This window comes from Candidatus Pelagadaptatus aseana (assembly GCF_040362265.1).
GTDB lineage: Bacteria > Pseudomonadota > Gammaproteobacteria > Pseudomonadales > Cellvibrionaceae > Pelagadaptatus > Pelagadaptatus aseana.
Genome location: NZ_BAABNJ010000003.1, coordinates 414,341 through 434,471, shown reverse-complemented (window position 1 = coordinate 434,471; position 20,131 = coordinate 414,341). Strand labels below are relative to the sequence as shown.

At 50.8% G+C, this 20,131-nt stretch carries 19 protein-coding genes; 15 read left to right on the top strand and 4 right to left on the bottom strand.

Translation table 11 applies throughout. The annotated features are described in order from the left end of the window. Positions 1–93: 93 nt before the first annotated feature. The 5 genes from ACPXV9_RS06710 to ACPXV9_RS06690 all read left to right on the top strand — a co-directional run bounded on the left by ACPXV9_RS06710 (position 94) and on the right by ACPXV9_RS06690 (position 6,073). Positions 94–2,376, top strand: a complete 2,283-nt coding sequence (locus ACPXV9_RS06710) for a TonB-dependent receptor (protein WP_423895672.1) — start codon at positions 94–96, stop codon at positions 2,374–2,376. A gap of 76 nt (positions 2,377–2,452) precedes the next feature. Continuing rightward, complete coding sequence (locus ACPXV9_RS06705; RefSeq protein WP_423895671.1) at positions 2,453–4,021, top strand: class I adenylate-forming enzyme family protein; 1,569 nt, start codon at positions 2,453–2,455, stop codon at positions 4,019–4,021. Between the two features lie 4 nt (positions 4,022–4,025). After that, on the top strand, positions 4,026–4,892 hold the full coding sequence (locus tag ACPXV9_RS06700; RefSeq protein WP_423895670.1) for an alpha/beta fold hydrolase: 867 nt from the start codon (positions 4,026–4,028) through the stop codon (positions 4,890–4,892). A gap of 19 nt (positions 4,893–4,911) precedes the next feature. Further along, positions 4,912–5,691, top strand: a complete 780-nt coding sequence (locus tag ACPXV9_RS06695) for a 3-hydroxybutyrate dehydrogenase (RefSeq protein WP_423895669.1) — start codon at positions 4,912–4,914, stop codon at positions 5,689–5,691. Positions 5,692–5,701: 10 nt separating this feature from the next. After that, positions 5,702–6,073, top strand: coding sequence for a helix-turn-helix domain-containing protein (locus tag ACPXV9_RS06690; RefSeq protein WP_423895668.1), 372 nt, complete (start codon positions 5,702–5,704; stop codon positions 6,071–6,073). A gap of 2 nt (positions 6,074–6,075) precedes the next feature. On the opposite strand, the gene ACPXV9_RS06685 is transcribed toward ACPXV9_RS06690, so the two are convergent. Next, positions 6,076–6,345: a hypothetical protein gene (locus tag ACPXV9_RS06685; RefSeq protein WP_423895667.1), complete on the bottom strand. Its 270-nt coding sequence runs from the start codon at positions 6,343–6,345 to the stop codon at positions 6,076–6,078. 33 nt (positions 6,346–6,378) lie between these two features. Continuing rightward, positions 6,379–7,767 (bottom strand): oxygen-independent coproporphyrinogen III oxidase, encoded by a 1,389-nt coding sequence (gene hemN / locus ACPXV9_RS06680; RefSeq protein WP_423895666.1) that lies wholly within the window; start codon positions 7,765–7,767, stop codon positions 6,379–6,381. Positions 7,768–7,920: 153 nt separating this feature from the next. On the opposite strand from hemN, the gene ACPXV9_RS06675 reads away from it, so the two are divergent. The 5 genes from ACPXV9_RS06675 to ACPXV9_RS06655 all read left to right on the top strand — a co-directional run bounded on the left by ACPXV9_RS06675 (position 7,921) and on the right by ACPXV9_RS06655 (position 12,977). Then, positions 7,921–8,910 (top strand): 2-dehydropantoate 2-reductase, encoded by a 990-nt coding sequence (locus ACPXV9_RS06675; RefSeq protein WP_423895665.1) that lies wholly within the window; start codon positions 7,921–7,923, stop codon positions 8,908–8,910. A gap of 58 nt (positions 8,911–8,968) precedes the next feature. Further along, positions 8,969–9,742, top strand: coding sequence for an enoyl-CoA hydratase/isomerase family protein (locus ACPXV9_RS06670; protein ID WP_423895664.1), 774 nt, complete (start codon positions 8,969–8,971; stop codon positions 9,740–9,742). Positions 9,743–9,869: 127 nt separating this feature from the next. Beyond that, positions 9,870–11,162 (top strand): glycosyltransferase family 4 protein, encoded by a 1,293-nt coding sequence (locus ACPXV9_RS06665; protein ID WP_423895663.1) that lies wholly within the window; start codon positions 9,870–9,872, stop codon positions 11,160–11,162. 19 nt (positions 11,163–11,181) lie between these two features. Further along, entirely contained in the window at positions 11,182–11,889 is a 708-nt protein-coding gene (locus tag ACPXV9_RS06660) for a class I SAM-dependent methyltransferase (RefSeq protein WP_423895662.1), read from the top strand. Continuing rightward, entirely contained in the window at positions 11,889–12,977 is a 1,089-nt protein-coding gene (locus tag ACPXV9_RS06655; protein WP_423895661.1) for a prenyltransferase/squalene oxidase repeat-containing protein, read from the top strand. The genes ACPXV9_RS06660 and ACPXV9_RS06655 overlap by 1 nt, the downstream gene beginning before the upstream one ends. Here ACPXV9_RS06655 and ACPXV9_RS06650 read toward each other — a convergent pair. After that, positions 12,918–13,535, bottom strand: a complete 618-nt coding sequence (locus tag ACPXV9_RS06650) for a class I SAM-dependent methyltransferase (RefSeq protein ID WP_423895660.1) — start codon at positions 13,533–13,535, stop codon at positions 12,918–12,920. The genes ACPXV9_RS06655 and ACPXV9_RS06650 overlap by 60 nt on opposite strands. Before the next feature lie 349 nt (positions 13,536–13,884). Here ACPXV9_RS06650 and ACPXV9_RS06645 point away from each other — a divergent pair, with 349 nt between their 5' ends. Together ACPXV9_RS06645 and ACPXV9_RS06640 are read left to right on the top strand one after the other, a co-directional pair. After that, positions 13,885–14,406, top strand: coding sequence for an acyltransferase (locus ACPXV9_RS06645; RefSeq protein ID WP_423895659.1), 522 nt, complete (start codon positions 13,885–13,887; stop codon positions 14,404–14,406). Between the two features lie 305 nt (positions 14,407–14,711). After that, the gene (locus ACPXV9_RS06640) at positions 14,712–14,918 is read left to right on the top strand and encodes a cold-shock protein (RefSeq protein ID WP_423895658.1); all 207 of its coding nucleotides are present in this window, start codon (positions 14,712–14,714) and stop codon (positions 14,916–14,918) included. A gap of 67 nt (positions 14,919–14,985) precedes the next feature. Here the strand turns inward: ACPXV9_RS06640 and ACPXV9_RS06635 are convergent, their stop codons facing one another. After that, positions 14,986–15,948, bottom strand: a complete 963-nt coding sequence (locus ACPXV9_RS06635) for a tRNA dihydrouridine synthase (protein WP_423895657.1) — start codon at positions 15,946–15,948, stop codon at positions 14,986–14,988. A 376-nt stretch (positions 15,949–16,324) separates the two neighbouring features. Here ACPXV9_RS06635 and ACPXV9_RS06630 point away from each other — a divergent pair, with 376 nt between their 5' ends. From ACPXV9_RS06630 to ACPXV9_RS06620, 3 genes are all read left to right on the top strand, one after another. Further along, the gene (locus ACPXV9_RS06630; RefSeq protein ID WP_423895656.1) at positions 16,325–16,570 is read left to right on the top strand and encodes an OadG family protein; all 246 of its coding nucleotides are present in this window, start codon (positions 16,325–16,327) and stop codon (positions 16,568–16,570) included. Positions 16,571–16,641: 71 nt separating this feature from the next. Further along, on the top strand, positions 16,642–18,435 hold the full coding sequence (gene oadA / locus ACPXV9_RS06625; RefSeq protein ID WP_423895655.1) for a sodium-extruding oxaloacetate decarboxylase subunit alpha: 1,794 nt from the start codon (positions 16,642–16,644) through the stop codon (positions 18,433–18,435). Between the two features lie 26 nt (positions 18,436–18,461). After that, a complete protein-coding gene (locus ACPXV9_RS06620; RefSeq protein ID WP_423895654.1) occupies positions 18,462–19,775 on the top strand; it encodes a sodium ion-translocating decarboxylase subunit beta in 1,314 nt (437 codons plus the stop codon). The last annotated feature ends 356 nt before the right edge of the window (positions 19,776–20,131 follow it).

Here is a 20,131-nt window from a genome sequence, read left to right as displayed (position 1 = left end):
TGAAATGGAGAGCTGGTGAGGCAGCTTGATGTGAGGCTGATTTAAATTTGCCCACCAGATACCGATTAAAAAAATAATTAAGGTAAAACAACAATGAAAAATTTTGTTTCCCGTACCCGACTGTCTGCAGCAATCGCTATGGTGGTTGCCGGTGTTTCAGCCCCTGTCAGCAGCGTTTCAGCCGAACAATCCTTGATGCTTGAAGAGGTTACCGTCACCGCTCGCAAAAGAGCCGAGTCGGTGCAGGATGTACCGATTGCCATGGCGGCTTTCGGTGGCGATAAGCTCGAAGATCTGGGCGTGGCCAGCATCAATGAATTGCAGGGACAAGTGCCCAATCTGACGGCCTATCCGGCCCGTGGTACCACCAGTACCTTGACCACTTACATTCGCGGTGTGGGCCAGTCGGATCCCCTGTGGGGAGTTGACCCCGGTGTAGGGCTCTACTTTGATGATGTCTACGTGGCTCGACCGCAAGGGGCATTGCTGGACGTGTTCGATGTGGAACGTGTCGAAGTACTGCGCGGCCCTCAGGGAACACTCTACGGTAAGAACACCATTGGTGGTGCCATCAAATACGTCAGCAAACCGATTTATCATGAATTGTCGGGCAAGGTTGGCATGACTTATGGTGACTATGATCAGCAGGAGGCCAAAGGCCATATTCAGATCCCCTTGATTGACGATACTCTGACCATGAAAGTGGCCGGTGCTTCGATTACCCGCCGTGAGGGTTTTGGTGAGAACACCACGACCGGATCAAAACATGTGAGCGACAAGGAAATCTATTCCGGTCGCATGGCCTTCCAATGGGACCCGGTCGATACATTTAGCGCGACCTTTTCTGCTGATTACACCAAAGATCGATCGGCACCCATTGGCGCCCAGATCCTGGCCGATAATCCGGTAGCGCTGTTGTACGATCCTGCGGATACCACAGCTCTGGCAGGTGGCGATGAATTCGATAGCGATGCGGGTTTTAAAAACAAGAATGACACGGAAACCCAAGGCTATTCCCTGACATTGAAGGCCGATTTGAGTGACGAATTTTCTTTAAAATCCATCACGGCCTATCGCAAAGGTGCCACCGATACCTACATCGATTTTGACCAGACGCCTTATCCGATAACTGATGTACGTGCCATCTATGAGGACGATCAACTGACTCAGGAGCTGCAACTCAATTACACCGGTGAGGCTCTGGATTTGGTGGCCGGGTTGTATTTTATGAGTGGCGAAGCCGGTGGCTGGGTGGCCAATGAATTCTTTGGTGATGGTGTGTTGGGTGGGCCAGCCAATGGCTGTGTCTGTGGTACCACTTCCGGTGTGGTCGATACCGACAGTGTTTCCATTTACTCTCAGGGTAGCTATCAGTTTAACGATCAGTGGAGCTTTACTCTGGGTGGTCGTTTGACGGTGGAAGAGAAGGAAGTGGTCGCGCTCAATGAGGGCTATGCTGACAATACCTTTTCGACTCCAACCAGTGTGGCCAGTGACTTTACCGACAGCAAAACCTTCCGGGAATTTTCACCCCGCGTCGGCGTTGATTATCAATGGAATGAAGATGTGATGCTCTACGCCAGTTACTCTGAAGGTTTCAAGAGCGGTGGTTTTAATGTTCGTGCCAATACCGTTGCAGTTCCAGAATCTGCCAACCCCTACGACCCGGAAACGGTTACCTCGTTTGAGTTCGGTGCCAAGTCGACCCTGATGGATGGCCGCATCACCCTGAATGGCGCACTGTTCTTCAATGATTACGAAGACATTCAGCTGAGTGTGTTTACGTCTCTGCCCGATGGCAGCTTCTTCGGCGATTTTACCAACGCGGGTAAGGCCAGTATCAACGGCCTTGAAATTGACTTCACTATGGCTCTGACCGAGAGCCTGACGGTTAACGCTTCTTATGGTTATCTGGATGCTGAGTACGATGAGTACATCGACAGTGATGTGGATATTTCCGGCTCTGAAAATCTGACCAACGCGCCGGAAAACACCTTTAACATCGGTTTTCAATACGATGCTTATTTGGATAATGCCGGCCAAATTATGGCGCGATTGGATTACGCCTGGCGTGATGAGTCGGTGTTGACAACGGAAACTAATACCGCCGCGGCGGCCGCTGTAGCGGCTGATGTGTCGGGGCTACTGACGCTGGATAATACCGGTCCACTGGTTGCCGATGATTATGGCGTGGTGAATGCCGTGGTGAATTGGATGCCGGATGAAAACTGGAAGTTTGGTTTGTCGGTTAAAAACCTGACTGATGAAGAGTATCTGGTGACGGGGTATAACTTTTACTCTGGTGGTTTGAAGATCCGCACCGGTTTCCATGGCGCGCCACGCACCTGGAATCTGAACGCATCTTACTCTTTCTGATTGGTGGTTTTCTCTCTCTCAACTTTGGAGCCTCCGGTGGGGGCTCCGTTTTTCCAAATAGAATATGACTGAAAACATGTTTACCTCATTCAACTATAAAGCTCCGCTCTTGCCGGAAATATTTGCTCTGCATGGCAAATGGCGAGCCGGAGATGTCGCGGTGGTGTGTGACGATAAGCGCCTGACCTGGCGGGCTTTTATCGACACCAATCATCGCTTGGCTCATGGTTTGCTGGCCGCCGGTTTTAAGCCCGGTGACAGTCTTGGCGTGGTCATGAGTAATGGCATACCGATGTTACAGATTATGTTGGCTGCCATGGCGATGGGCGTTGTTACGGTGCCGATTAATTTATCGGTGAATGACAAAGCCATGGCTAACATGCTGAACGATGCCAGTGTTAAGGGCATAGTGGCAACCGTCGATCAGATTGCTCGTCTGCAAACGTCAGCAGTAATTGCAAGGATTAAGCACAGATTTTGCGATGGGAAGAGAGAGGGGTGGATTTCTCTGGACGAACTGGCCGATGGACAGCCTGCGACTCTGCCTGATATTGCGATCGAAGAACAAGCCCCTCTGAATATTATTTACAGTTCCGGTACCACCGGTTTACCCAAAGGCATTGTTCATACTCATCGCGGACGTCGCGACTGGGCTTATGACTTGGCTCTGGCTTTGCGCTATCACAGCCACAGTCGAACGCTGTTAACCATCGGGATGTACTCCAATATTTCCTGGGTGGGCATTCTGTGCACGCTGTTGGGTGGAGGCACACTGTATATCCACAAAGGATTTTCACAAGAACGTTTTCTGGAAACGGTTGATATCGAACGCATAACCCATGCGGCCATGGTGCCCATTCAGTATCAGCGCGTGGTGGAACGGTTTCAACAATCTGCCTCCGATGTGAGTTCGTTACAGGCGTTGATGAGCTGTGGTTCACCTCTGCACAAGGATTTAAAACAGGAAATTTTCCGGATCTTTGATTGCGGCATTATTGAGCTCTACGGATTGACCGAGGGGGTGATTACCACATTGGATGCCGAAGACGCTCAAGGCCGATGGGCATCAGTGGGTAAGCCATTGCTTGGCACCGATATCAAAATTTTAAAGGAAGATGACTCCGAAGCGTCGATTGGTGAGGCGGGAGAAATCGTCTCCCGTGGGCGCATTACCATGCCGGGTTATCTGAACCGGCCGGATGCCAATAAAACCGCTTGTTTTGTGGACCAACAGGGATTGTCCTGGTTGCGAACTGGTGATGTTGGTTATCTGGATGAAGACGGCTATCTGTTTATTGTCGATCGCAAAAAAGACATGATCCTATCCGGTGGGCAAAATATTTATCCTCAGGATATAGAGTCTGTTCTGATCGAACATGAGGCGATTAATGACGTAGCCGTAATTGCGGCCAACAGCCGACGCTGGGGAGAATCGCCACTGGCTTTGATTGTGCCGCAACCCGGGCAGGCGGGTGACATAGAGACTCTGGATGCAGAGATACTTATGGGTTGGGCAAACCAGCGTCTGGGAAAACAGCAGCGCATTGTTGATGCCATTTGGGTCGATGAATTGCCCAGAAATTCCAATGGCAAAATTTTAAAACGCGAACTGCGCAAACATTATTCAGACAGGGTGTACGACTAGGTTTATGAAACAGTATCAGGATATTTATTATCAGAATAAGGATGGTTTGACCCTTTATGCGCGGGATTACGGGGCGCCGTCAGACAGTGACCTGGTTGTACTGTGCTTGCACGGCCTGACCCGAAACTCCGCAGATTTCGAATTCATTGCCGAGCACCTTAGCAAGCGTCATCGAGTGATCTGTGCCGAGCAACGCGGTCGCGGATTGTCTCAGTGGGATACGGATGCCAGCCGTTATAACCCACAGGTTTACGTCGAGGATATGTGGCAACTGCTGGAAAGTATCTCGGTGACCCAGGTGGTGGTGATTGGTACTTCCATGGGCGGACTGATGGGTATGATGATGGCTGCTACCAAGCCTGAAAATATCCAAGGCCTGATCATCAATGATATTGGTCCAGAAGTCGCCCCGGAGGGGCTGGCGAGAATTATGGGATACGTGGGTAAGGTTAAAGCGGCCCATGACTGGTCTTCAGCGATAGAGCAAACGCGATTGCTGAATCAGAGTAGTTTTCCTCATTACTCCGACCAGCAGTGGCAGAAAATGGCCGAGCGACTCTATCGTGAAAACGATCAAGGGCTTCCCGTTCTGGCCTATGATCCGGCTATTGCGGCCCCCATTGAAGCCAGTCAAAAGGCTGCTGTGCCACCGGATTTATGGCCACTTTTCAGCATGCTGTCTGAGGTGCCTTTGATGGCGATTCGTGGGGAGTATTCTGACATCCTGTCACAGGCATGCTTTGAAAAAATGAAGACCGTCTTACCGACAATGCAGCCGGTAGAAGTGCCTGGAGTGGGTCATGCGCCCATGTTAGATGAAGCGCAATCGGTGCAGGCCATTGACGCCTTCGTTAACCGGCTTTGTGAATAAAAATAATAAAGAGATGAGAATGTTGGATTCAAAAGTTGCGATAGTTACAGGGTCTACCAGTGGCATTGGTTTGGCCATTGCCAAACAGTTGGCGAGCAGTGGTTGTCACATTGTTCTTAACGGTTTGGCTGAGTCAGAAAAGATTGACACCTTGCTCAGGGAAATTTCTGATATGGGAGTGAATGCCCAATATATTTCGGCGGACATGAGCAAGCCGGATGAAATTGAAGCCATGATTGCGGACGTCTACCAGAAACATGGTCGCATTGATGTCTTGGTGAATAACGCGGGGGTTCAGCATGTGGCTGCCGTCGAAGAGTTTTCCCGGGAGGCCTGGGACAAAGTTATTGCGATAAACCTGAGCAGTGTGTTTCATGCCATCAAAGCGGTAACTCCCATAATGAAACAGCAGGGGTGGGGGCGAATCATTAATGTGGCGTCGATCCATGGCAAGGTGGCCTCACCTTACAAATCCGCATATGTTGCCGCCAAACATGGCGTGCTGGGGTTAACCAAAACCGTAGCCCTTGAATTGGCAACGACCGGTGTTACCTGTAATGCCATTTGTCCCGGTTATGTTTTGACGCCATTGGTTGAAAACCAGATATCCGACACCGCTAAAGCTCGAGGCATATCGGAGCAGCAAGTCATGGATGACGTTTTACTCGGGACTCAACCCACAGGACGTTTCACTTCGGCGGATGATGTCGGTGCCATGGTGGTTTTCCTGTGTGGCGCAGCGGCCAATAACATCACCGGCAGTGAACAGGTGATGGATGGCGGCTATATTTCTGGTTGAGGAGAATGTCATGGATTATCTAGCTTCTGCGCCAAAATTATTCCGTGATGTTAAAGCCAATCGCTTGTTGGTGATTGCCTGTATTGAAACGATTCTTATGGATTTGGATCCTTCGGCCTCGGCTGAAGATGTGGCCAAAATATTTTGTGTGTCTAATAGAACCTTCTTTCGCAAATTGCGGGCCGCTGATATTTCATTTCGGGATCTGTGTGAAGAGGTGAAGGGAAGAATGGCGGTTCGGTATCTCGATACCGGGGAGCAGAGTATAGCTTCGATCTCTGATTATATGGGCTATTCAGACCCTTCCAATTTTACCAAGGCGTTTAAAAAGTGGATGGGATGTTCGCCCAAGCAATATCGCGATACACAAATAGCCTGTTGAATCTATTTGTCATTAAAAAACTGTACGATACGGCTGATCAGCATTCGAATTTGAGCCAGCATGGCAATTAAAAAACCGATGCCGCCAATGATAAGACCCAGCAGGGTGACAAGTTCCTGTAGCAACGATGCCTGCAGATTATTGAATGCGATATACAAAATCACCGCGCCCAGAAAAAACAGCATGGCCCCCAGCCGGAACTGTTTGAACGTCTGTTCCATGGGGGCTGTGTAGTGTTGTTTAAGTGCGGCTTTCCAAGTCTCTCTGTCCATAGAGGCCAATTTACCCGGTTTATCTGGTTGCGGCTAGATAATGCGTGAATAGCGTACCGGCTGAGGGCTCTTGAGATAGGCATCAAACGCCATGCAAATTCGACGAATCAATAGCCGACCGTCATCGGATACTTTTAAGCCGCTGTCACTGCGGATAATGAGTCCGTCTGCAATCATGGGCTGTAGTTCTTCCAGTGCATCGGCAAAATACTCGCAGAAGTCGAACTGGTACGCGTGATTGAATGGCGCGTATTCCAGCTCAAAGTGGCAGATTAACTGGTTGATCACTGCCTGACGCAGTTGGTCGTCATCGGTCAGGGTCAGGCCTTTGAGGATGGGAGTCTGCTTCTCTTCCTCAATGGCTTTGGTGTAGCCGGGGATATCCTTGTGATTCTGCACAAAAATATTGTCAATGGAGCTGATGGCTGACACGCCAAAGGCAAACAGATCGCAGTTGCCGTGAGTGGCATAGCCTTGAAAGTTGCGCTGCAGTTCGCCGTTGTCCTGAGCGATGGTCAGGGCATCGTTGGGCTTGGCAAAGTGATCCATGCCGATATAGACGTATCCGGCTTGTTGCAGCTGGTCGATGGAGTTTTCCAGAATGGCGAGCTTTTCCTGTGGCTCCGGCAGGGTGGTCTCATCAATCTGCTTTTGGCTTTTGAACAGGTGAGGCATATGGGCGTAGTTAAACAGGCTCAGGCGTTCGGGATTCAGGTCAATAATCTGATCCAGAGTCCGATCCACGCTCTCTACCGACTGGTGAGGCAGGCCATAGATCAGATCCATGCTCAGCGAGTGAAATTTCTCTTCCTTGGCTTTGTGCACCAGCTCAGCCACTTCCTCAAAGCTGTTAAAGCGATTGACGGCTTCCTGGACCTTGGGGTCGAAGTCCTGAACCCCCATGCTCAGACGATTAAAGCCCAGCTCGCGCAGCACGCTGATGGTCTCAGCGTTCATGGCGCCCGGATGAATTTCAATGGAATATTCGCCCGAGTCGTCATCTAGCAGATTAAAGTGTTTGCGGGTTTCTGCCATCAGCTGGATCTTTTGCTCATCACTGATATAAGTGGGCGTGCCGCCCCCCCAGTGCAACTGATGAACCGGACGATCGCTGTCAATCTGAGCGGCGCGCATGGCAATCTCCTGATACAGGGTATCAAGGTAAGGCTGGGCGCGTTTTTTATTAGCCGTCACAATTTTGTTGCAGCCGCAGTAGTAACAGATGGTGTCGCAAAACGGGATGTGGAAATACAGTGACAGGGGGCGGCCGGCGGCATTGCTTCGCGCTACGGCTGCATCAACTTCGCTGGTTGCGTAATCATCCACAAATTGAGGGGCTGTGGGATACGAGGTATAGCGTGGGCCAGCCAGATCGTAGCGGCGGATCATCTCGGCATTCCAGCGAACATTTACGGTGGTCATCTATCGGTTTTCCTTGGGCGGGTCTCGCCAGGCACTGTTATAAAGTGTAATGAGGGTGGCGCAGTTTAGTGATTTGCGTATGCTTTGACGTTGATATGAATCATGGCCTGATTCATTTTACGTTAATCGGATTTAGAATAATAAGAGAGATTGATGTCCCTTCATACGGTTTTTGGTGCCGGTTTAATCGGCGGTTATGTCGGCGGATTACTTCGCAGTCAGGGGTTTGATGTCAGTATCGTCGGGCGTGAGCGATTGCGTGAACGCTTCTCCGGGCGACTAAAGCTGACTGACTTTCATGGCAATGAGGCTTTTGCCGAGGGCTTTGAGTTTTCCGTGCAGCCCCAAACAACTACGGATTTCCTTTGGTTGACCGTGAAATGCACTGCGGTAGAGGCTGTTATTGAGGATATTTGTCCTCTGGTTGGACCTGATACGATAATTCTTTGCTGTCAGAATGGTTTGGGATCTGATGCTGCTGTGCGTCAGGCTTTCTCGTCAAACACGGTATTGCGGGTGATGGTGCAGTTCAATGTTGCTGATATGGCACCCAATCATTTGCACCGGGGCAGTGAAGGCGATGTCACCGTAGAGCATCACCCCCGGTTGGAAGCCATCGTAGAACAGCTCAATTGTGGCTTGATGCCAGTGCATCTTAGTCGGGATATGGATGCGGTGCTCTGGGCAAAACTTCAATTGAATCTTGCCAACGCCATTAATGCTCTGGCCGATATCCCGGTTAAATCGATGCTGCAAAAGAGGGGATATCGGCGGGTCATTGCAAGGCTTATGGCAGAATTGTTGGCCGTCACCAGAGCCAAAGATTTGGTTTTACCCAAATTGACGGGGCTACCCGCGCAAAAGATACCCGGTTTTCTGAATATTCCCGATTGGTTGTTTAAAATCCTGGGCAGTAAAATGCTCGAAATTGATCCGACTGTCAGAACCTCCATGTGGTGGGATCTGAGTAATAACAAACTGACAGAAGTCGATCATCTCAACGGCGCCGTGGTGAACGCCGCTGAAGAGCTGGGGGTGCCTTGCCCCGCCAATCGCAAGATCGTAGAACTGGTTCATCAAGTAGAACGAGGCGAGTTGGCTCAGGGAGTCAGTGCAAAAGATTTGCTGTCTGCACTGGATTAAGGCCAGATACAAATTCTGTATTTAAACCTGAAAATAATCATAAGAGGGTATACATAAAATGGATTCTTCCGAAACCCAGTCCGTTCATCTGGAAGTGAATAACCATATTGCGGTGGTTACTCTGAATCGGCCGCCGATCAATTCTCTGGTCAAGAAAACCTATCTTGAGCTTGAAAAGGTGTTTGCCGATATTGGTCAGCGCCAGGACGTGCGAGTGGCTATTTTACGCTCGGAGGGCAAGTTCTTCTGCCCAGGCAATGATGTCAGTGAATTTAAAAAGCTGAACGATGGTGAAGATCCCGTGGCTTACGGCAAGGCAGTAAGTGCCGGCATCGCGGCGGTGTATAACTGCAAAGTGCCGGTAGTTGCTGCGGTTCATGGTCATGCTTACGGTGCTGGTATGGCTCTGGCGGCAGCGGCCGATGTGATGATAGCGGCGGAAGATGCTCATTTTGCCATACCCGAGATTAAGGTGGGCATCATTGGTGCGGCGGTATTTCTGGAATTGATTGTGCCGGAGAAAGTAGTGCGTTACATGTCGTTGACGGGCAACCCTATCAGCGCCGGTGAGATTGCTCACTACGGCGGGGTTCACAAGGTAGTGGCCAAAGAGCAGGTTCTGGATGAGGCAATGATAGTGGCCAGAGATTTGCTCAGGCAGTCTCCCAATGCGCTACGCTATTTCAAGGAAGCCATGAACATCAATCAGGAAGCTCGTCTCGAGGAGCGCTATGCGGTGGAAAGTGGCTATACCAATCGTCATATTGGCTCAGATGAATACCTCGAAGCTGTGAACGCTTTTCTGGAGAATCGAGAGCCGGTATTTAAATGACCGCATAAGTCATTTGCGTCACGATAAATGACTTGAATTGCCATTGAGAGGGTATAGGGCCTGTGCGAGACTCGGCCCGGTTAGCCATAGTGGCCTCTGAGTGGGGCCCTCATTCAGGACCTCCCCCATGACAGCACAACAACAAGTTCCAGACAATTTGATACTGCAGGCGGAAAAACCACTGCGAATCTGCCTGTTGGGCTACCGTAGTGCACCGTTTGTGGGTGGACAGGGTATTTATCTGAAATACCTTAGCAAGGCACTGGTTGACGCAGGTCATCAGGTGGATGTCATTTCCGGCCCTCCGTACCCGGATCTGGATCCCAGAGTTAAATTGATAGAAATGCCGAGCCTGGATCTGTTTGCCTCCAAGCAGCATCACGCTTTTGCTTTGCGCCCCAGACATCTGCTCTCCTGGGCCGACTTTATGGAATGGTGGAGTATGTTGACCGGTGGTTTTGCCGAGCCCTACAGTTTTTGCCGCCGGGTGGCTAGCTATATGAAAAAGCACGGTCATGAATATGATCTGGTGCATGATAATCAAAGTCTGGGCTACGGACTTCTGGATCTTCAAAAACGTGGCATTCCTACAGTGGTGACCGTGCATCACCCTATTACCCGAGATTTGCAACTGGCTTTGGATGCGGCCCCTAACTGGTGGTACAGACTGCTGGCTCGGCGCTGGCATTCTTTTTTGGGGATGCAAAAGAAGGTGGTTCAGAAGCTGGATCATGTGGTCACTGTTTCTGAACAGTCGCGCAAGGATATCGCCGAGGCGTTTGATCGCCCGGAGCAGGATATCAGCCTGATCTACAACGGCATTGATACCGAGACGTTCCGGCCATTACCGGAAGTCACCCGCAAACCATTGCGTCTGATGACTACGGCATCTGCCGATCAGCCCCTGAAGGGTTTACGCTATTTGCTGGAAGCCATGGCTCGATTAAAACCTTTTTATCCTGATCTGGAATTGTTGGTTGTCGGTAAGTTAAAAAAAGGTGGCCCGACTCAGCGTCGCCTGCGTCGCTTGGGACTGGAGGATTCAGTGAATTTTGTCTCGGGCATCAGCACCGAAAAATTGGTGGAATATTATAACGAGGCTTCCATTGTCGTTTCTCCATCGCTATATGAAGGATTTGGCTTGCCTGCTGGCGAAGCCATGGCTTGTGGCTGTGCCGTCATTTCTTCTGATGGCGGCGCTTTACCCGAGGTGGTTGGTGAGGCTGGCGTCGTGGTTCCGGCAGGAAACAGCAAAGCACTGGCCGATGCGCTCAAGCAGCTATTAAATGACCAAGCCCAGCGCGATTTACTGGGTCAGCAGGGGCGTCAACGTATTCTTGAGAAGTTCAGCTGGCAAGTAGCTGCCCGTGAATTCACCGAGTATTACAACGCTATTCTGGTACAAACAGTTCAACAGTAATTGATAGAAGTTATTTTTCATGCAAACCATTGATTTCAATAAACTGCAATTGCGTGACGGTGATCGCATTCTGGATGTCGGCTGTGGCGAAGGTCGCCACACATTGGGCGCTTATCTACATGCCAATGTTGAAGCTGTCGGTGTGGATCTGTCTGCCAGTGATGTTGAAAAAGCCCGAAAAGGTGCCAGCGAATTTACCGATAAAGCCAATAAGAATAAATCCATCCATTTTCAGGAAGCGGATGCGTTGGCCTTGCCGTTTGCAGATGACAGTTTTGATAAGGTCATCTGTTCAGAGGTGCTGGAGCATATTCCCGATTATAAAGGGGTCTTGAAAGAGATTAAGCGCGTACTCAAACCCGATGGTTTGTTGGCCGTGAGTGTGCCTCGCGCCTGGCCGGAAGAAATTTGCTGGCGGTTAAGTAAGGCTTATCACGAGGTTGAAGGCGGCCATATTCGTATTTTCAATGCAGTGCAGCTCAAACATGATGTGGAGTCATTTGGTTGGCAACGCTTCGATCACCATGGTGCACATGCTCTTCACGCGCCCTACTGGTGGCTCAAATGCTGGAAGTGGGAGCAGGAGTCAAAGCTGGTCGACGCCTATCATAAGCTGCTGGTGTGGGACTTGATGAAGCAACCCTGGATTACGCGCAAAACAGAAGCCTTGCTTAATCCTGTTCTGGGTAAAAGTGTCGTCATGTATTTTCAGCCGGGAGAGGCCTGATGGATAGTCTGATGTTGAGCAAGGGCATGTTTCCCGAGGCTTTTCTGAGTGACACCGTTGATTACATTCTCTCGGTGCAAACAGAAGACGGTTGTATCCCCTGGTTTAAGGGCGGTAAAGCCGATCCATGGGATCATATTGAAGCGGCCATGGGGCTGACTATTGCCGGGCGCTATGAAGCGGCTCGAAAAGCTTATCGCTGGTTGCAGGAACAACAATTAAGCGATGGCAGTTGGTACGCCAACTATCAGGATAGTAAGCCCTTGTATTGCGATAAAAGGGAAACCAATTTTGTGGCTTATATTGCCACGGGATTGTGGCACTACTATTTGATCACTGAAGACGATGCTTTTCTTCAGGAGACTTTCCCGATGGTTTATGCCGCGATGGATTTTATCCTGCAGCAACAGGCGCCAACGGGAGAAATTTACTGGGCCGTATCCGAAGACGGTGAGCCCTTAAAGGATGCGCTGGTGACGGCCTGTTCTTCCGTTTACAAAAGTCTGGAGTGCGCCATCAATATTGCGGTGACTCTCGGACAGAGTTGTCTGCGCTGGAGAGAGGCCCACCAGAGATTGGGCGAGACCCTGCGCTTTCATCCGGAGTGCTTTGATCGCACCTGGGAGAGTAAAGAGCGCTATTCAATGGATTGGTTCTACCCGATTTTGGCGGGTGTCTACGACAAGGCTGGTGCGAAAGCACGAATCAAAGAGCGCTGGGATACCTTTGTCAAAGACGACATGGGTTGTCTGTGCGTCAGTGATGAGCCCTGGGTAACGGTCGCTGAATCCTGTGAATTAACCATGGCGTTACTGGCCGCTGGCGAGCGTTCCAAGGCAATGATGATCTACAGTTGGCTGCATCAGTGGCGCGATGCCGATGGTGGCTACTGGACCGGGTATCAGTACGTTGAAAAAATTATTTGGCCTGAAGAAAAAACCACCTGGACGGCGGGTGCGATTTTACTGGCCGCCGATGCGCTGACCGAGCACACCCCGGCCGCGCGACTGTTTCTGGAAAATAACCTGTTACAAGCGACGGAAAAGTCCCAGAGTGTTTACGGTGGGCAATTCCTCAAACAGACCTGAGGCTTTGGCAAGTTTCCAGATATTGTAGGGCGCCTGACCGCCATCTTCCGGATTGGGAAAGATATCGTGGATAGCAAGAATGCCGCCGGGCTTGATAAAGCTGGACCAACTGCGATAGTCGGTCTGAGCTGCTTCCTCACTGTGGCCGCCATCGATAAAGACCATGCCCAGAGGTGTCGCCCAATCCCTTGAGGCAATCAGTGATGAGGAGACAATCGGTACCACCGTATCGTCCAGATCTGCCAGACGCATGGTGGTGCGAAAAGTTTTGAAACTGTCCATCAGCTCGATGCTGGTATCGTACAGGTCGGGGTCGTGGTATTCCTCACCCAGTTGATGCTCTTCTGAACCGCGATGGTGATCCAAAGCAAACAGGGTGCGATTGTTTTCCTTGCAAGCGGTTCCCAGGTAAACCGTGGATTTGCCGCAGTAGCTGCCAATTTCCAGACAGGGGCCCAGCTTGGATGCTGTCAGAGCATATTGATAGAGCGCTTCGCCCTCGTCAGCAGCTAAAAAGCCTTTTACGGAATCGATATTGATGGGAAGGGTAATAGACATAAGGTTTTCTCTACTGGCCTTAAAATACAGAACGCAACAGTAGAGTGATGGCCGGTGCGTGGCAAGGTGTTTTAAAGACGCATCCACTGTCCAAAATGACCACCAGGCAATAACAGGGAACCAGAAGAAAGGCAGAAAAGGACACACAGTGAGACGAGAGCATAAACCCTATTTTATTAAGCGCTTTTTAAGCCTTTGCAACCAATTCTACGTTGACCGTTATTTCAGCAAGCATTTTGACTCTCTGGGTAAAAGCCCGCAGGTATTAAGTCCCAGAAGTGCGCAAATATTCGGTGAATATATAACCGCCGGAGATTGTCTCCATTTGATCAGTTCCTGGGATAACCCTGTGAAGTTAACCTGCTGGAGCGGCAAGGGAATTCAGGGAAGCATAGCGATCGGTAATTACTGCCTGTTGTCGCCGGGCACCACTATCATGTCAGCCAAGGGCATTACCATTGGCGATAACTGTATGTTTGCGGCGGGCTGCTATATTTCCGACAGTGACTGGCATGGCCTCTATAACCGAACTCGACCGTTCCGTTGCAGTAAGCCCATTGTTTTAAAGGATAATGTCTGGATTGGTCATGGTGCCAAAGTAGGCAAGGGCGTGACCATTGGTGAAAACAGTGTGGTAGCCGCTGGTGCCGTGGTGGTGAAAGACGTACCGGATAATGTTGTGGTTGGAGGCAACCCGGCCAGAGTGATCAAGCAATTGAGCCCCGGCCGTAAAATGCTTAAGCGCGATGTGCTGTTTCAGGATGCCGATTACTATAATGAAAATCAGGATAAGCTGGATCGCTACATTCTTCAGGGCAATAGTTTTTGGGGGTGGTTACGGTATCTGTTTTTCCCGACCCGAAAGGACTGATCGTGGCCAGATTAGGCTGCAAAAATTGCCAAAATATAGTGCATTTGTGTTACAGAAAATATGAATTTGCCCTATAAAAATGCGGGTTGTGAGAAGTTATCCGAAACCGTTGACATTACGAAAGGAAGGCGTAGTATCAAGTTCAGCTTGAAGGTAAGGCTTTTATTTATCTAAAGAGAGCGAAGTTCTACCCTGGATTTTTGCGGTACCTCGTTGCACATAAGTAATACCCATCCTGCTAGCTACAACTGCCTTGTATGGGCATTATTCAAATAACTTATAAAGTTAAATTAGGAAGATCAGATATGTCTCGTGTGACTGGTACTGTTAAGTGGTTCAACAATGCCAAAGGTTATGGCTTCATCGAGCAGGAAAACGGCCCGGACGTTTTCGCTCACTTCAGCGCAATTGAATCCGATGGTTTCAAATCTCTGGAAGAAGGCCAGAAAGTTGAATTCACCGTTAGTGATGGCCAAAAAGGTCCTCAAGCTGAGAAAATTGTTGCACTGTAAGTGACGCATTTTTCTTTATAAAAAAAGCCGCGTTTTACCGCGGCTTTTTTTATTGCATTCAGTTTTTTCAAGCCGCCTTGGCGCCACTCATAAAAAAATGCCTCTCTATTTCTTCAGCCGTTTTCAGGCGCTTGATGTTTTCAAACAGTTGTTCGGCTTCGGGGTATTGCAGTCTTAAATAAGCCAGCCATTGTTTGACGCGATTGCCAAGATGTTTGGCAGGGTAGAGCGACTTGGTAGTTTGATAGTAGCCAAACAGTAATTGACATACTTCAGGCCAGCTCAATGGCTGATAGTCTTCTCCTCGGCTGGCAGCTTGAATTTGCCGTGGCAGGTCCGGCGTCGCAAGCGCGCCTCGTCCCAGCATAAAGTCGCTACAGTCGGATTGTTGTTTACAACGTACCCAATCTTCCACGGACCAGATCTCCCCATTGGCAATGACCGGAATGTCGATGGCTTGCTTGATCCGGGCGATATAGTCCCAGTAGGCCGGTGGCTTGTAACCATCGGCTTTGGAACGAGCGTGGACGACCAGTTCATTGGCGCCGGCTTCGTACACGGCCTGAGCGTTATCCAGATAAAGACTGCGATCTTCAAATCCCAGACGTATTTTGGCCGTCACCGGAACTTCTGGCGGGACCCTCTCTCTAACAGCGCTTACGATATTGAACAGGCGCTCCGGGTTTTTCAGCAGTGTGGCTCCACCATCGCTTTTGTTGACGGTTTTGGCTGGGCAGCCAAAGTTCAGGTCGATGGCGCAGGCCCCCATGCGGGCGACCTTGGCGGCGTTAAACGCTAACGAGCCGGGTTGGCCACCCAATAGTTGCACTCTTACTGGCACCCCGGACGGGGTTTTGCAGTCATTATTGAGCTCCGGGCAAAGGCGTTTAAATACACGCTCGGGCAGACGCTGGTGCTCACTGACGCGGACAAATTCGGTGACACAAATGTCGATGCCGCCCAAGGCCGTGAGCAGCTCGCGAACATGGTGATCGACGACACCTTCCATGGGGGCTAGAAATAATCGCATGGGCCTCTGCAGTTAAGTTGGGTTCGGGTTGGTTTGAGGGCGGCAAAGTATAGCAGGATTGACTATTCTTGTTGTCGATAGGGCGGATACGCCGATCCTGTGAGGATAGCTTCAGCCTATAGTCTGATTTTTTGTTATAAATCAGATGAATAGTGCCTATTTGCTATTCAAGGATTGCGCCCGTAGCTGGTTCGTTATATCGTCGGCGGCCCTCACAAGAGGAGGTCCTAAGCGAAGCGCCACCCACTCTCCGGCGCGAGCCACCCGCTCATTCGCCCAGGGCGACATTTAGAGGGTCTGATTCCAGGAGAATTCAGATCATTCCCAGCGCTACAGTTCTGACCCTGTAGCGTGGACAATGGAGGTTATCCCCCCTATGCAACAAGATATCTTGCAGCAAGGCATCGATTTGATGCTCTTTGGTATGGGCACGGTGTTTGTGTTCCTCACTGTTCTGGTCATCGCGACAATGATCATGTCCCGTGTCGTTAGCCGTTTCTTTCCCGATGCTCCCGAGCCTGAATTGGCCCCTGTACGCGCCGCACCGGTTGGCGTTAACGATCCCAAGTTGATTGCGATCATTCAGGATGCCGTCAATCAGCACCGAGCCAAGCAGAAGTAATTATGGCCGCAGCTATATAGATAGCCTGTGGTGATTAACCAAATTCAAATCGAACCTTTAGAGAAATTTTCATGAGCGACAACAAAAAGCCCTTGGGTATCACGGATGTGGTTTTGCGCGACGCCCACCAATCACTGTTTGCCACCCGCATGCGTCTCGACGACATGCTGCCCATTGCCGAGAAGCTGGATAAAGTCGGTTTCTGGTCACTGGAGACCTGGGGTGGGGCAACCTTTGATGCCTGTATCCGCTATCTTGGCGAAGACCCTTGGGAGCGCATCCGCGAGCTGAAAAAAGCGATGCCCAACACGCCGATGCAGATGCTGTTCCGCGGTCAGAATATTCTGGGCTATCGCCACTACGCCGATGATGTGGTGGCCAAATTTGTTGAGCGCTGTGCGGTAAACGGTGTCGATGTATTCCGTGTGTTCGATGCCATGAACGATATGCGTAATATTGAGACGGCCCTGAAAGCGGTAAAAGACGTGGGCAAGCACGCTCAGGGAACCATTTCCTATACCCTGAGCCCGGTTCACACCACGGATATGTGGGTAGAACAGGGTAAGAAGATTGAGGATATGGGCGCCGACTCCATTGCCATTAAAGATATGGCGGGCCTGTTGAAACCCTATGACGGTTATGAGCTGGTGTCGAAATTGAAGGCCGCCTGTGACATCCCGGTTCACCTGCACTGTCATGCCACCACGGGTCTGTCTTCCGTAACGGCCCTGAAGTGTATTGAAGCGGGTATCGATAACGTCGATACCGCTATCTCCTCCATGTCCATGACCTACGGCCACAGCCCCACCGAAGCGCTGGTGGCAACTCTGGAGGGTACCGACCGCGATACCGGTCTGGATCTGGGGCTGCTGGAAGAAATCGCCGATTACTTCCGTGAAGTACGGAAAAAATACGCCAAATTTGAAGGTTCTCTGCGCGGTATTGATGGCCGCATTCTCACCGCTCAGGTACCGGGCGGTATGCTGACCAATATGGAGAGCCAGCTGAAGGATCAGGGCGCGGAAGATCGTTTCTCTGAAGTGCTGGCCGAGATTCCTCGCGTGCGCGAAGATCTGGGTTATATCCCTCTGGTTACCCCAACCTCTCAGATTGTTGGTACTCAGGCGGTGCTGAATGTATTGACCGGTGAGCGTTATAAGTCCATCTCCAAAGAAACCCAGGGTGTGCTCAAAGGTGAATACGGTGCAGCACCTGCACCTTACAACGCTGAGTTGCAGACCCGCGTACTGGATGGCGCCGAAGCCATTACCTGTCGTCCGGCCGATCTGCTGGAGCCGGAAATGGATAAACTGGCTGACGAGCTGCGCGATCTGGCCAGTGAGAAGGGTATTAGCCTCACTGCCGGTGAAGGTGAAATCGACGATGTACTGACTTACGCACTGTTCCCACAGATTGGTCTGAAGTTTCTGGAAAACCGCGGCAACCCGGATGCCTTTGAACCTGTGCCGACCGGCAAAGAAGGTTCTGTGGTGACCAACGATGCCGGTGAAGAGGTTTACACCGTTAATGTCGAAGGTAACAGCTATACCGTGACCGTATCCAATGGTGGCGATCTGACCGGTATTGCTCCTGTGGGCGGCGCACCTGCCGCTATCGGTGGCGCGGCTCCTGCTGCTGGTGTCCCTGCTGGCGGAGATCCTGTACCCGCGCCTCTGGCGGGCAATATCTTCAAGGTATTGGTCTCCCCGGGCCAGCAGGTGAACGAAGGTGACACCATTATTGTGCTGGAAGCCATGAAGATGGAAACCAATGTGTCGGCACCTAAATCCGGCACCATCGGTGCAATCAGTGTTAAAGAAGGCGACTCGGTAGCAGTGGGTGATAACCTGCTGACCATCGCGTAAGTCCGTTAAGTTAAGAGGAATTCTCAATGGAAGCACTTATCGGACTGTGGAACGATTCCGGTCTGGCCCAATTTCAGGGGCCCGGTCAGGTCGTTATGATTGGTATTGGCTTGCTGCTGTTGTGGCTGGCCATTCACAAAAACTTTGAACCCCTGTTGCTGGTACCCATTGGCTTTGGTGGCATTCTGGCCAATATCCCGGGTGCGGGTCTGGCGTATTCGGCGGTGCAGAATGCGTTGATGTCCGGTGGCCCGGAAGTTGTTGCTGCTATTGCAGATGCAATTCAGGTGACGGGCTATGAAAGCTACAAGGACATCAAGGCGGCAATGGCCGACGCCACGGCTGAACAGGTTTTTGCGGCTCAGCAGATTGCCGCCAATGCCGGCTTTGAAAGTGGCATGCTCTACAAGTTCTACTCAGTGGCGATTGGCTCGACCATCGCGCCGCTGTTGATCTTTATGGGTGTGGGGGCGATGACGGATTTCGGTCCGCTGCTGGCAAACCCCAAAACCATGTTCCTGGGTGCCGCGGCACAGTTTGGTATTTTTGCCACTGTGATGGGGGCTGTGGGCATGAGCTATCTCGGTTGGATGGATTTCTCCATCGCTGACGCCGCCGCCATCGGGATTATCGGTGGTGCTGATGGCCCGACCGCCATTTATGTGGCGTCACTGCTGTCGCCTGAGTTGTTGGGGGCCATTGCGGTTGCGGCCTACTCTTATATGGCGCTGGTGCCCATGATCCAGCCGCCCATTATGAAGGCCCTGACCACGGAAGAAGAACGCAAGATCACCATGACGCAGCTGCGCCATGTGTCCAGACGCGAAAAAATTGTGTTCCCGATCATTGTGTTGATCGCTGTTGCTATTTTCCTGCCATCGGCGGCGCCACTGTTGGGTATGTTCTGCTTTGGTAACCTGATGAAAGAGTGTGGCGTGGTGGATCGTCTGTCTGATACAGCGCAGAATGCTCTGATCAATATCACCACCATCTTTCTGGGACTATCGGTCGGTTCCAAGTTGGCGGCTGACGTTTTTCTGGATCCCAAAACCCTGGGCATTATGACGCTGGGCATTGTGGCCTTCGGCATTGGTACAGCCATGGGTGTGATCATGGCCAAGATCATGAACAAATTCAGCACCCAGAAAATCAATCCGTTGATTGGTTCCGCCGGTGTTTCTGCCGTACCCATGGCCGCCCGCGTGTCTAACAAGGTAGGGTTGGAGTACAACCCACAGAATTTCCTGTTGATGCACGCCATGGGCCCCAATGTGGCGGGTGTGATCGGTTCGGCCGTTGCCGCAGGTGTGATGATTACCATGGTGCAGTCCATGCAGTAATCTGGCTTATGCCTAACCCTGTGATTCCTGCATCAGCGGGAGTATGTAGAAACCCGCTTCGGCGGGTTTTTACGTTTTTGGTCTATGGTATTTATCTTTATTATTTTTCTTTTTGTGTAATTCTTTTTCGATAATTTGTTTTTTGTCGGCCTGTATCCAGCGCCCGTCCTAAAATGTGCCAGCGTAAAATTTGGCTCAATACCAGGGCGGATGCAGGGTATGGCTTTCTGAGACCGTTTGCCGCAAGGATGCGGCAATCGAGCCCCCATGGAAGGGTTCACGGCGTGTCTCAGAAAGCCATACCCTGTAGCTGACCGACTTCTTTAGTTCGAAATAACAACAATAATGAGGAACAA

Coding starts and splice junctions, on each gene's coding strand:
- ACPXV9_RS06710 (WP_423895672.1), top strand. CDS start 94: ATGAAAAATTTTGTTTCCCGTACCCGACTGTCTGCAGCAATCGCTATG.
- ACPXV9_RS06705 (WP_423895671.1), top strand. CDS start 2,453: ATGTTTACCTCATTCAACTATAAAGCTCCGCTCTTGCCGGAAATATTT.
- ACPXV9_RS06700 (WP_423895670.1), top strand. CDS start 4,026: ATGAAACAGTATCAGGATATTTATTATCAGAATAAGGATGGTTTGACC.
- ACPXV9_RS06695 (WP_423895669.1), top strand. CDS start 4,912: ATGTTGGATTCAAAAGTTGCGATAGTTACAGGGTCTACCAGTGGCATT.
- ACPXV9_RS06690 (WP_423895668.1), top strand. CDS start 5,702: ATGGATTATCTAGCTTCTGCGCCAAAATTATTCCGTGATGTTAAAGCC.
- ACPXV9_RS06685 (WP_423895667.1), bottom strand. CDS start 6,345: ATGGACAGAGAGACTTGGAAAGCCGCACTTAAACAACACTACACAGCC.
- hemN (WP_423895666.1), bottom strand. CDS start 7,767: ATGACCACCGTAAATGTTCGCTGGAATGCCGAGATGATCCGCCGCTAC.
- ACPXV9_RS06675 (WP_423895665.1), top strand. CDS start 7,921: ATGTCCCTTCATACGGTTTTTGGTGCCGGTTTAATCGGCGGTTATGTC.
- ACPXV9_RS06670 (WP_423895664.1), top strand. CDS start 8,969: ATGGATTCTTCCGAAACCCAGTCCGTTCATCTGGAAGTGAATAACCAT.
- ACPXV9_RS06665 (WP_423895663.1), top strand. CDS start 9,870: ATGACAGCACAACAACAAGTTCCAGACAATTTGATACTGCAGGCGGAA.
- ACPXV9_RS06660 (WP_423895662.1), top strand. CDS start 11,182: ATGCAAACCATTGATTTCAATAAACTGCAATTGCGTGACGGTGATCGC.
- ACPXV9_RS06655 (WP_423895661.1), top strand. CDS start 11,889: ATGGATAGTCTGATGTTGAGCAAGGGCATGTTTCCCGAGGCTTTTCTG.
- ACPXV9_RS06650 (WP_423895660.1), bottom strand. CDS start 13,535: ATGTCTATTACCCTTCCCATCAATATCGATTCCGTAAAAGGCTTTTTA.
- ACPXV9_RS06640 (WP_423895658.1), top strand. CDS start 14,712: ATGTCTCGTGTGACTGGTACTGTTAAGTGGTTCAACAATGCCAAAGGT.
- ACPXV9_RS06635 (WP_423895657.1), bottom strand. CDS start 15,948: ATGCGATTATTTCTAGCCCCCATGGAAGGTGTCGTCGATCACCATGTT.
- ACPXV9_RS06630 (WP_423895656.1), top strand. CDS start 16,325: ATGCAACAAGATATCTTGCAGCAAGGCATCGATTTGATGCTCTTTGGT.
- oadA (WP_423895655.1), top strand. CDS start 16,642: ATGAGCGACAACAAAAAGCCCTTGGGTATCACGGATGTGGTTTTGCGC.
- ACPXV9_RS06620 (WP_423895654.1), top strand. CDS start 18,462: ATGGAAGCACTTATCGGACTGTGGAACGATTCCGGTCTGGCCCAATTT.